The following is an 11,277-nucleotide window of genomic DNA, read 5'->3' as shown; positions in this document are numbered from 1 at the left end:
ACCTGACCGCAAGGGCGAGCACGCCCACGCTCTGCTGGCGCCGGCATCCGCTTCCTGCACGCCGACGCCTATGCCGGTTATGTTGCGGCCAGCCATATGTAACGGTGGCCGGAAAAAGGTTCATTCCCCCGGCCTTAACCGCAACATAAGTTTCAACTCAGCGTCCGCTATACAGCCTTCAGGAAAGCCATCAGGGATGGCAGCGAGCGCTGAGGGACAGTGGCTTGTTGGTCAGAGATGTCGACCCGAGCAAGCGCCTTCGCCTTCATTTCCATATCGACTTCAGCGTAAATATGCGTCGTGTCGAGAGACACATGGCCAAGCCAAGCACGGATTGTGTTGATATCGACGCCAGCGCGCAGCAGGTGGACTGCAGTTGTATGCCGGATCATGTGGGGACTAACACGCTTTGTTTCTATCGACGGCACTCTTTTGCTCGCCAGTTTGGCGTAGTGGGTCACGACTCCGTGGATCCCGAACCGCGTCAACGGCATGTTGAGCCGGTTCAAAAAGACCGGATCGCGTTTGCCACGTCCCTCGACGAGCCTCGACAGTGTCGTTGCAGTGGCTGGCCACAACGGACATGCTCGGAACTTGTTGCCCTTGCCGTGTAGTCGCACCGATGATTGCCGGCCCAGCTGCAGATTGTCGACGATCAACTTCGCCGCTTCATCTGCACGGGCACCGCTGTTGTACAAGAACAGAAGCAAAGCGTAATCGCGATTGCCGAGAGGCGTACGACGGTCCGGTTGTGCCAAGAGCGCGTCCATCTCCGGCTTCTCAAGATATCCGATCATGGCCTTGGCGGTCTTCTTGAACGGCATCGCTCGTACTTCGCCGGACCACGCGATGTGGACCGGCGAGCGCATGCCAATGAACCTTGCCAATGAGCGTATGGTTGCCAGCCTCTGGTTTCGAGTGACCCCGCTGCACTTTCGATCGCGTTCCAAGTGATCAAGGAACTGACGAATGATTGACGGTGTCAGATCCTCAACCGACATTCGATCGATCCCGCGCGCCGCGTGATTGCTGGCGAACGGAAGCAAGAGCATTAGGGTGCCGCTGTAGCTGGCCTGAGTGTTTCGGGACAGGTTCCGTTCCGCCACCAGGTGTTCGAGGAGGAACCGCCGCACCCATGGTCCGAGGAGCATCTCATTCTTCATGGCTGCCCTCCATCGCATATTGGGCGAAGCGTTGGCTGGCCGCCTCCAGGAGTTCCGGCGTCATTTGCAGATAACGTTGCGTCCATCGGATGTCGATGTGACCAAGGAAGGGCAAGTTGCGGAAGCAATCGTTGAACGTCCTGGCCGGAATGATACCATGCGACGACACGGTGGACGGCCGCTGTGTGGCGAAGATCATGGATACGTGGTGGACGCGGTTCGCCGATCGGGCGTTCGATACCGGCGGCCCGGCGGACATGTTGGAACATGGTGACGACACTCTGATAAGTCCATCCTCGAATGCCGCGCGACGCGAACAGCGGGTGCCGCTCTCCCCTGCGGCATTGGTAGCAAGCCACGACGATCGAGATGCGCGGCCAGCTCTCCAGACAGCTTCGGTCCAATTGGAACCAGGCGAGTCTTGAAGAGTTTGGTGCAGCGGATGGTGATGACCTCCTCGACTAGGTCGACATCCTGGCAAGGTCAAGCGCAGGGCCTCGCCGATCCGCATGCCGGTTCCGTAGAGGAGCAGAATCATTGTACGGTACATCGCGGGTACATGCTGGCTGTAGCCCGTTCGCAAAGTCGACGTTGCCTCCAGTAATCGGCGCACTTCCTCGGTCGAATATACGTACGGCGTTTGCGGCGGCGGCAGGTGCGGCAGAACTGTCGGCAGAGGCGAGCGATCCACATATCCACGGCTTATTGCAACCTAAACAGGCCACTCAGCACACTGTGTTTAAGTGCCCACGTTGCCGTCGGCCCCTTGTCTCCATTGAGGAAATCTAGGACCGATTCTGGGGTTACCTCGCGGATCAGTCGATCGCCGACTGCTCGCCCGAAGCGATGGAGCAAGCGTCCGGCAGACTCGAAGCGCATGCCCAGTGATCGTCGCCGGGCCAGGTAGGCATCGATGACGTCGATCAGCTTCATAGGACGTCTCCCAAATCGAAGGCGCCGACTTCGCGAAGAGCTGCCATGTTCACCTTTGCGTAGACACTTGTTGCCGCAGTGCTGCGGTGTCCAAGATGGTCGCCGATCTCTTTGATGGTCAGCCCCTCGGCGAGCAAGCGAACTGCACAGGCATGGCGCAACGCGTGCCCGCCGCGATGCGCCGCTTGAATACCGAGCGCGACAAATCGCCGATTGGCGACGCTATAAATGCTGGTAGCTTCCAATGGCTGTCGAGGCGCCTCATCCGAAGGAAAACTTCTTGACACGACGACGGCGGGCGAACCGTATCCACGTAGCGTGCCAATGCTTCAGCAACAGAAGGCACCAGTGGATAGATCTGGGCTTGTCGGCGCTTTAAGCGGAACAGCCGAAGCGTTCGCCCCGCCCAGTCGATTTGGTCGAGCCGCAATGCGACTACTTCGCCACGCCGCATACCATACACCGCCAGCAACATTAGGATCGCGCGGTCTCGGATGTCACGGGGCCGGTCGGTATCGACATCAGCCAACATCTTTTGGACGTCGGACCAATCGGGGGCATATGGCAGAGATTCTTGCTGATAAAGCCGAGGCCGCGACATTGACGTCGCCAGGCGGTCTGAGCACCAAGCCTCCTTTGCCGCGTATCGAAGAAATCCGTGCAAGGCAGAGACGGTGTGTGCAATCGAGACACGACCCCAGCGTCCGGCCCCTTGGGTCGCTATATAGTTGTCGATGTCTTCTGCCTTCAAATCCTTGAGCTGGTGGTCCGACTGTTCGCACCACAGCAAGAATCTGCCGGCTATGCGCCCCCATTGCTCCACAGTTGACGATGTCAATCCGCGTTCGTCGCGCATCCAGGCAACATACCGGTCGACTTGCGCCTGATACGACAATACGACGGTGGGCTCACGCCACCAGCCAAGGAACTTCAGCCAGGGACGCCCGATATCGACGACCCGACGTGCGGCGGTAGCCGCACCCCGAAGATTCTGCCGAGCTTGCGCGATCGGCAACAACTCCGCCATGCCGACGCCGGCTGCGGCCTCCGGACCGAGATGTCGCGCGATCCACAGGAGTTCGTGGCGCTTAACCCTCAGAACCTCGGGTCTCGCTCCGAGTGCGGCGCAGTGGTGCAGATAGCGGTTCCGCTCGTCAGCGAATGGCACTTCCAGAAATAGGGCATCAGCGGCTTGGTCGGGAAAGGAAGGGTGATCCATGGCGAACCTGCAAACGAGAAAAGGTCCGGCAGCCCAACTCGCGATTTATGTTGCGTCAATCAGGTCTAAATACTCAGTTGACAAAGGCATACGCCAGCAAGACCACATATGGCTGGCCGCAACATAACCGCTGATATGTTCTGGCGAACATATCAGCGGCTTTGACAAGCTCTACGAACCGGATCCGATCACCGGTCGCCCGCGCCTGGAGCCGGTCGCGTGTTGGGCCCATGCCAGGCGCGAACTGTTCGACGAGCACGCTAAGACCAAATCGCCGATCGCGCGTCAGGCGCTGGACAAGATCGGCGCGATCTTCACCGTCGAGCGCGAGATCAATGGCCGAAGCGCTGCTGTTCGTCTGGCTGCGCGCCAGGCTCAAAGCGTGCCACTGCTGGCCGAACTCAAGGATTACCTGGAGACCAGTCTGGGTAGGATCAGCCGCAAGGGGGACCTCGCCAAGGCCATCCGCTACAGCCTCAATCGCTGGGAGGCGCTCTGCCGCTTCACCGAAGACGGCCGTCTCGAGATGACCAACAATGCCGCCGAACGGGCGATCCGCCCCCTGACGCTTGGACGACGCAACTGGACCTTCCTTGGCTCGGACTCCGGCGGCGAGCGCGCCGCGGTCTTCTACACCCTGATCCAGACCTGTAAGTTGAACGGCATCAATCCGGAGGCCTATCCCGCCGACCTGATCGGCCGCGTCAGCGACCATCCAGCCAATCGCATCGACGAGCTTCTCCCCTGGAACTGGCGCCCCCGATCCGACACCAGACTGGCGGCCTGACCGTGGCCGCGATCACCCGGGTCTACACCCTCCCGCTTGCCGCCGAAATGCTCGGCGAGGACGCCGAGCTGCTGTGGGAGGTCTATGTCGACATGGAACCGGAGGACGGTTGCCTCTGGGTCTACGGGCCCGACGATCAACAGATCCCCGCCTTCACAGACTTCGGCCTCGAATGCCTGACCGACTTCATCCGCGAACACAAAGCCAATCGCGGCAGAGGTCAAAATGATGGCCGGTAAAAGCTTCGGGTCATGACCGGGCGCTTACGTTGAATCAGCACAAAACGCAACTGTCACATCACAATCGATTCATCGATAACAGGACGTGCTCTAGCTCCTCGCGCCGCGTCCGCGTTGAGGCCGACCGCAATGATGACGGCGACCGACACACGGTGTGCCCGTCGAGGCAGACCTTGGAGATATGTGACCCGAAGGGTTACCGCGGATTTCCCGGCGCGCTATTTGCGTGAGTGAGCGGCGAACTATAGGCCGAGGGCCGTACAGCCATTCTCGATCGAAATGGTGCGCCAACCGCTGCAGGATACATGCGTTTGTGGATTTGGCGCGCTAGGGAAATGGCACGGTCATAATCCCCGTCTAAGTGGATGCGTAACACTGAAGAATCGAGTTCCGTCACTGCGGCTCGTGTTTTAATTGACACCGGCCGATTGCCTGTCCGCGCGACAAGCTGCATCGCAAAATCAACGTCGCTCATAACACAAATGCTGGCCGCGTCGTCCACACAGATGGCGCTGATATCGTGCCGCCCCAGAAGTGCGCGGAGGTTGTTGCGTTCTGCAATGTTGGCGCATGACATCACCGCTGCGTCGCGAGCCACTGTGACGGAACGGGCGTCCCCATGGCCAGTTACAATAGTGCCCGTGGCGACTCCATCGCTGCTGAGCGATTTGCAAACAACGGTGACTGCGTGCTTTTCGGCGTATTCCACCGCCCTGTGGTGCAGTACCTTTGCACCATGTCGCGACATCTTTGCGATCGTCGCATAGGCAATCTCTGGAATCAATTGCGCCCCTGGGACAAGATAAGGGTCTGCCGTATAGACGCCCGGAACATCCGAGTAAATCTCGCAGGCGTGCGCTCCTAACATGGACGCAATTACGATAGCTGTCAGGTCGGAGCTGTTTCTGCCCAGAAACGTTAGCCTGCCGGACTGATTAATTGCCTGGGCGCCAGCGGCAACGATAACGTCATGCTCCTGCAATGCTGCCTTGATTGGCTCAGCATCTACGCCTTCTACTGACGCACGGCCGAAGTCTGAATTCGTGCGGATTCCAAGGGAATAGCCGTTCAAAGACGATACGGAAATCCCTAGCCGACTGGTAGCTGCCTCCAAAAGGCAGGCACTGAGCATCTCTCCCGTTGCAAGTGCTGCATCGAGGTTCGATGGTGATGCTTGCTTGTTGACGTCGAGCATCACTGCTTTCAGGTTGCCAGTCATTCCCGACATCGCGCTGACCACGGCAATGATTTTGCGTTCGCCAGCTGCCAGTCGGTCGGCTATGTGCCCAGCAACTCGACGGTAGTCTTCAGGATGGAGAAAGGAAGAGCCCCCGAATTTCAAAACCGTCGCGTTCATATACCACCAATAACGTCGTTAGCATTTGCAAATTGTGCGATGAGAGATGCTTTAAGCGGCGAGGCCCGCCCTGAAATTTTTCGGGAACGCCTCAAGGGGCCTGACGGTCGCCTCGCAGTGTGATCCTGTAGCATCTTCGATTTCGGCAGCCATTTAATTGAAATGACCCCCTCTCCACGCATCACGGCCTCGATCCGCTTAGACGCTTGCGAGCACAGAACGGTCCAAAATGTCGATACCGCGTTGAAGTGTCTGCCCGTCAATCGTCAAAGGAGGAAGAAGCTTGATAACCTGGTCATCGGCGCCGCATCGCTCTACCACGAGTCCATCTTCAAAGGCCCTGCGGACGATTTCTTCGGCCAGTTTGCCTGTGTTGCAATCGAGTCCGAGCATCATGCCCCTTCCGCGTACTGAAAGGTTATGACCTGCGCTTTGAGCAACCTGCTGAAGGCGCTGGCTCAGAATGCGTCCTGTTTCCGCAACGCCATCGGACAGCTTTTCATTCGTCCAATACTTTCGCAACGCAGCCGTCCCAGTTATAAACGCAAGGTTATTGCCTCTAAACGTGCCACTGTGTTCGCCTGGCTGCCAAACATCTAGTTCGGGCTTGATCAACAAAAGGGATAGTGGCAGTCCGCAGCCACTGAGGGACTTGGACAACAGAATGATGTCTGGCGATAAATCCGCAAATTCAAAGCTGAAAAAATCGCCCGTTCGTCCGCAACCTGCCTGAATGTCATCAACAATCAAGAGGATGTCATACTTTCTGCAAAGCCGCTCAACCGATTGCAGCCATCCCTTGCTCGCAGGCCTGATGCCTCCCTCAGCTTGGACGGTCTCCAGAATGATGGCTGCCGGCAGATCGACACCACTACTATTATCCGCAAGCACCTGTTCTAGATATTCCGAAGTATCCCTGTCGGCTCCCCAATACCCGTCGTAAGGCATAAACACTGCACCAGCTGATGGCAGACCTGCTGCATCTCGATAGTATCGGTTCCCCGTTACCGCAAGCGCGCCCAAGCTCACCCCATGGTATCCGTTGGTAAATGAAACTATGTTGTGCCGCCCGGTGACCTTCCGCGCGAGCTTCAAACCAGCTTCGACGGCGTTGGCCCCTGTGGGGCCGGGGAACTGAAATTTATATTTCAGGCCACGCCTGCGCAAAATCGTTTCATCAAAACATTGCATGAACTCTCTTTTTGCAGAAGTAGCCATGTCCAGTCCATGGATAATGCCACCTACCTTGAGGTATTGCTTCGCGTCGCTTAGCAAATCCGAATCATTGTGCCCGTAGTTGAGTACGCTCGCGCCGGAGAGAAAATCGATAAACTCCGTTCCATTCTCATCCTCGAGAATGGCTCCCGCAGCCTTCCTGAACACAGCAGGGAACGTTCTTGAATACGACCGCACGTTTGATTCGAGGGTTTCGAAGGCAAATAGCGAATTGGTGGTACTATCTTGACCCATAATCTTTCCCTTATCCAAACGATGGCCCCCAGGGCATCAAATTGGAATTCTGACGGCTTCGCAGTTTTAGGCGAAAACCTCGGCCTCTGCGCCTACCTAGGATGGTAGTATCGCCACAGCCACGACGAGAGGTATTGGCTCTTCTAGTTAGGGTCGTGGCTATAAGTAAACGCTACGTCGGGGCGACCTTTTGGAAATGCGAGCTGTCTGCGAGCTTCCCGATTCTGTGTCGGGATCGGAGAGCGGCTTGTGTCTGGATTTAACCTTACGCTTGGCCTGAGCGGCAGCTGCGGCGTTTTGAGGTGATCAACGGCGAGCCGGTGCGAGGCTCGAGGCCGTCGGCGCCGTCCTGCGTCATCGCCGACGCCGGCGAAGCGCTGCAGCGTGGAGAAGCGCAATGACGGCGCTCGCCCCATCTCTCGCAGCCTTTCTCCGTGAGCACCTGCCCCGCGATCGCCGCGCCAGTTCGCACACCGGTGAAGTACGCCTACAGCTTCCTACTGCTGGTCACCCTACGCCGCGCAGCGGCTTGGGACGAAGCCTTGCCGGTTGAAGGTCGAGCACTTGGACGTGCCCATGACATGCGATCCCGATGAAGAAGTTCGACCAGGGGCTGGTCGCCGCTCTGACCCTTTGTCGAGATCCAGGCTTTGCTGAACGCTCCTGACCCTCGCACCCTCTCGGGCACGCGGGACTGGGCGATGCTGCATCTCGCCTTCGACGCAGGGCTGCGAGTGTCCGAACTCGTCGGCTCAGGTTCGACGCCAGGGCGCCGGCCAGCATCCACGTCATGGGCAGGGCCGGCGTGAGCGGGTCCTGCCGTTGTGGCGGAAGACAACTGCCGCAGTCAAAGCCTGGCCCGCCGTCCTCCCGCAATGCTTGGATACGGTGCTGTTCCTCAACAGCGCCGGACGGGCAATGACCCGCTCAGGGTTCGAATACATCCTCGCCAAACACGCTGAGACCGCCGAGATCGCCCAACCGTCTATCCTCGAGGTCGAGGCGCGATACCAGCGCCTGACTAGGCCAAAACACCGCCTAACGCCAGATGCGGTGAGAAAAGCGGGCTAGCAAGCCCCTGCTGCAAGTCTGGAGTTGGGGCACCATATTGAGCGAAACCGGGGACGGATGTCGCGACATTGCAGAACATTTCGACACGAGGGGGAATAATTCTGTAGGACCGGGTTGCGTTTGATTTGGTAACGCGAATCACTGACGGTTCGAGTAGATCGGTAGTTTGCAGGCCGACGGATAATGAGCGCTGGGATTACAATGCGATTGATCCTTCGGCGCGGCGAACCCGGATGACCACCCCTATCCGCGACGGCGATTACCTCGAAGTCGTCATGCGATGCCATGACCGCTGCGCCGCCGAGAGCTTTCTTTGAGCCTTGCATAACTAAAAATAGCTCTTCGCGACGAACGATGCGTGCCGAAATCGTTCCGTTTGTGAAATACCTTGCGCACGAAACGGTGCTTTTTGAAATGCGGGTCGATCGGGGTTCAATGTGACCAAAATGTCATGCTGCCGAGGTATGGGAACTCATTGCCAAGTGCCCGCAAATGGACCGCAACTCGCTTTATTGCGAGCTCCTGCATTGCAGTGATTTCGCCGATACCTGCCTGCTCGCTGAATATGCCGGGTCGGAGGTTGGTTGATTGTCGGCCTACCGGCGGCCGCGCGAGCCATCGACGGCCTTTATTTGGCAGATTGCCGGACATCCTGAGGTACGCAATATAGGGGTGGGCAAAGGGCTGGATGGCGTTTGAGGTGAACTCGGTGCCATGGTCGGAGACGATCATGCCCGGCTTGCTGCGGTGAGCGATCAGTTCCGTCAGTTCACGGGCAACTCGACAGCCGGAGATCGAGGTGTCCGGGATCGCGGCCAAACATCGCGCGTCACGTCGTCGACGATGTTGAGCACGCGGAAGCGCCGGCCGCAGGCGAACTGGTCATGCACGAAATCCAGCGACCAGCGCGCATTCGGCCTTGCCTCGACCAGGATCGGCGCCCGCGTGCCGACGGCTCGTCGTCGCGCCCGACGCTTGCGCACCGTCAGTCCTTCCTCGCGGTAAAGACGATAGATACAGTTGATCCCCGATGCCTCGCCCTGGCGCCTGAGCAGAATGAACAGCCGTCGATAGCCGAAGCGCCGGCGCTCGTTCGCGAGGTCACGCAGCCGACCACGCAGCTCCGTCTGGCGCTCGGCGAGACTGGTGCGGATCATCTTACGATCGGCGTCGACGAAGGAACAGGCCCGACGCTCCGATAGGCCCATGACTGCCCGCAGATGCGCGTCGGCTTCGCGCTTGGCGGCGGGCCCTACCATTAATGGGATGGTCCGCCTCGCCCTCCTGCCGCATCATGATTCTGTCAAACTGAAGGAGGTTGCAATGCCAAAACGCAATGTGCCGCGCCCTGCCTCGGTCTACGGAATTGATATCGGTAATAACATATTCCACGTTGTCGGCCTCGGAAGCGACGGCGTGCCTGTCCAAAAGGTTCGCTTCCGAGGCGACACGGGATGGAATCGTGCGCCGGCTCTCAGTGGATCGCCAGGAAGATACAGGCGCTCGGACATAAGGTGCGCTTGATCCCTGCGCAATTTGTGAAGCCCTACGTCAAGTCGAACAAGAGCGACATCATCGATGCGGAGGCGATCGCGGAAGCAGCCACGCGGCCAACAATGCGGTTTGCTGCAATCAAAAGCGAAGAACAGGCGGACCTTCAAGCCCTTCACCGTGTGCGCGACCATATGATCGGCACGAGGACACGTTTGATCAATCAGATGCGAGCCTTCTGCCTCAAATACGGGATCGCGCTGCGCCAGGGCGCTGGCCAGTTCAAGCTCGACCTCCCGCAGGCCATCGAAGATTCATCGAACGATTTGTCTCCGGCCAAACCTGTTCACGGACCTGCGCCAATTCGAGCAACGCATTGGTGACGTCACACGCGAGATCGAGGCGATCGCCGATCGTGAAGATGTCGCCCGCAGACTTATGACAGTCCCTGGGATCGGAGCCTTGGGCGCGACCGCGCTTCTCGCGGCTGTCGGCAATGGTCGACAATTCCAGAAAGCCCGCGATTTGGCTGCATGGCTAGGCCTTGTGCCGCGGGAATACTCGACCGGCGGAAAGCAAAAGCTTCTCGGTATCAGTAAACGAGGAAACCGCTACGTGCACAAACTCCTCGTGCATGGCGCACGATCCTGCTTTCGGCATCTTGATCGAACGAGAGACCGGCTAGGAAACTGGCTCGATGGACTTCAGGCCCGGATGCATCCCAACATAGCAGTCGTCGCACTTGCCGCCAAAATGGCCCGGATCGTCTGGGTCATGCTGACCAGGCCTGGAGCCCTCTACGAACGCAGAGACCCTGCCTTCGCCTGACGCTCCACGCTCGATTGCAAGGCTCGGGAATGGATGACGAAACAGTGGATCAACATGCCGTAAGTCCTGTGCAAAAAAGCGGGCTTCGTGCCCGAACCATTTATTGGGAACGGCGTGTGCGGATCTCATCATGGCCTGGCTGCAACCGCAGCCCACTCGAGAGAGGCCGGATACATTTATGCAACTGGAATCGTCATTTGCGAAAACACGAACCCTTGCACGGACGGGGCGGACCATACATTTTTTGGGAACGGCGTGTGCGGATCTCATAATGGCCTGGCTGCAACCGCAGCCCACTCGAGAGAGGCCGGATACATTTATGCAACTGGAATCGTCATTTGCGATGTCGCGAACCCTTGCACGGACGGGGCGGACCATACATTTTTGAAAGAAGCTCGCGCAGTGCCGAGGCTTCCAGCATCGGGTCGGCGAGCAGCTTCTTCAGCTTCGCGTTCTCGTCTTCCAAGGCTTTCAGCCGTTTGGCATCGGAGACGTCCATCCCGCCATACTTGGCCTTCCAGTTATACACCGTCGCCTCGGAGATCCCGTGCTTGCGGGCAAGATCGCCCGCCTTCGCACCCGCTTCATGCTCGCGCAGAACCGCGATGATCTGCTTATGTATTCGGTGTCCTCCAGTCAAGACGTGACGTTCGATGCAGGTTCTTTGCTTCTGTTCGCGGTCGGCACGCAGCCGCCGGCATGATGGTGTCCGTGGGTCC

General features: G+C 58.5%; 9 protein-coding genes and 3 pseudogenes. 3 read left to right on the top strand and 9 right to left on the bottom strand.

Annotated features, from left to right (window positions below):
* Positions 1 to 167: 167 nt before the first annotated feature.
* The 5 genes from AC0L2U_RS34430 to AC0L2U_RS34410 all read right to left on the bottom strand — a co-directional run bounded on the left by AC0L2U_RS34430 (position 168) and on the right by AC0L2U_RS34410 (position 3,315).
* A complete protein-coding gene (locus AC0L2U_RS34430; protein ID WP_473603658.1) occupies positions 168 to 1,163 on the bottom strand; it encodes a tyrosine-type recombinase/integrase in 996 nt (331 codons plus the stop codon).
* Positions 1,153 to 1,362, bottom strand: coding sequence for a hypothetical protein (locus AC0L2U_RS34425; protein WP_473603657.1), 210 nt, complete (start codon positions 1,360 to 1,362; stop codon positions 1,153 to 1,155). Before AC0L2U_RS34425 ends, AC0L2U_RS34430 begins: the two co-directional genes overlap by 11 nt.
* Before the next feature lie 503 nt (positions 1,363 to 1,865).
* The gene (locus AC0L2U_RS34420; RefSeq protein WP_473603656.1) at positions 1,866 to 2,096 is read right to left on the bottom strand and encodes a hypothetical protein; all 231 of its coding nucleotides are present in this window, start codon (positions 2,094 to 2,096) and stop codon (positions 1,866 to 1,868) included.
* Positions 2,093 to 2,326, bottom strand: coding sequence for a tyrosine-type recombinase/integrase (locus AC0L2U_RS34415; protein WP_473603660.1), 234 nt, complete (start codon positions 2,324 to 2,326; stop codon positions 2,093 to 2,095). Before AC0L2U_RS34415 ends, AC0L2U_RS34420 begins: the two co-directional genes overlap by 4 nt.
* Positions 2,215 to 3,315 (bottom strand): tyrosine-type recombinase/integrase, encoded by a 1,101-nt coding sequence (locus AC0L2U_RS34410; RefSeq protein ID WP_473603655.1) that lies wholly within the window; start codon positions 3,313 to 3,315, stop codon positions 2,215 to 2,217. The genes AC0L2U_RS34415 and AC0L2U_RS34410 overlap by 112 nt, the downstream gene beginning before the upstream one ends.
* A gap of 130 nt (positions 3,316 to 3,445) precedes the next feature.
* Here AC0L2U_RS34410 and tnpC point away from each other — a divergent pair, with 130 nt between their 5' ends.
* Complete coding sequence (gene tnpC, locus AC0L2U_RS34405; protein WP_473603659.1) at positions 3,446 to 4,102, top strand: IS66 family transposase; 657 nt, start codon at positions 3,446 to 3,448, stop codon at positions 4,100 to 4,102.
* 2 nt (positions 4,103 to 4,104) lie between these two features.
* Complete coding sequence (locus AC0L2U_RS34400) at positions 4,105 to 4,341, top strand: hypothetical protein (protein WP_352637554.1); 237 nt, start codon at positions 4,105 to 4,107, stop codon at positions 4,339 to 4,341.
* A gap of 196 nt (positions 4,342 to 4,537) precedes the next feature.
* On the opposite strand, the gene AC0L2U_RS34395 is transcribed toward AC0L2U_RS34400, so the two are convergent.
* From AC0L2U_RS34395 to AC0L2U_RS34385, 3 genes and pseudogenes are all read right to left on the bottom strand, one after another.
* Positions 4,538 to 5,698: an amino acid kinase family protein gene (locus AC0L2U_RS34395; protein ID WP_473603654.1), complete on the bottom strand. Its 1,161-nt coding sequence runs from the start codon at positions 5,696 to 5,698 to the stop codon at positions 4,538 to 4,540.
* Between the two features lie 198 nt (positions 5,699 to 5,896).
* Complete coding sequence (ectB, locus tag AC0L2U_RS34390) at positions 5,897 to 7,168, bottom strand: diaminobutyrate--2-oxoglutarate transaminase (RefSeq protein ID WP_473603653.1); 1,272 nt, start codon at positions 7,166 to 7,168, stop codon at positions 5,897 to 5,899.
* A 1,758-nt stretch (positions 7,169 to 8,926) separates the two neighbouring features.
* Positions 8,927 to 9,498 (bottom strand): annotated as a pseudogene (locus AC0L2U_RS34385) (DDE-type integrase/transposase/recombinase); the annotation flags it as partial.
* A 64-nt stretch (positions 9,499 to 9,562) separates the two neighbouring features.
* On the opposite strand from AC0L2U_RS34385, the pseudogene AC0L2U_RS34380 reads away from it, so the two are divergent.
* Positions 9,563 to 10,558, top strand: a pseudogene (locus AC0L2U_RS34380) (IS110 family RNA-guided transposase).
* A 370-nt stretch (positions 10,559 to 10,928) separates the two neighbouring features.
* Here AC0L2U_RS34380 and AC0L2U_RS34375 read toward each other — a convergent pair.
* Positions 10,929 to 11,198: pseudogene (locus AC0L2U_RS34375) on the bottom strand (transposase); the annotation flags it as partial.
* Positions 11,199 to 11,277 lie beyond the last annotated feature (79 nt).

The organism is Mesorhizobium sp. WSM4808 (genome assembly GCF_055811675.1).
This window is presented reverse-complemented; position numbering and strand designations above follow the sequence as displayed.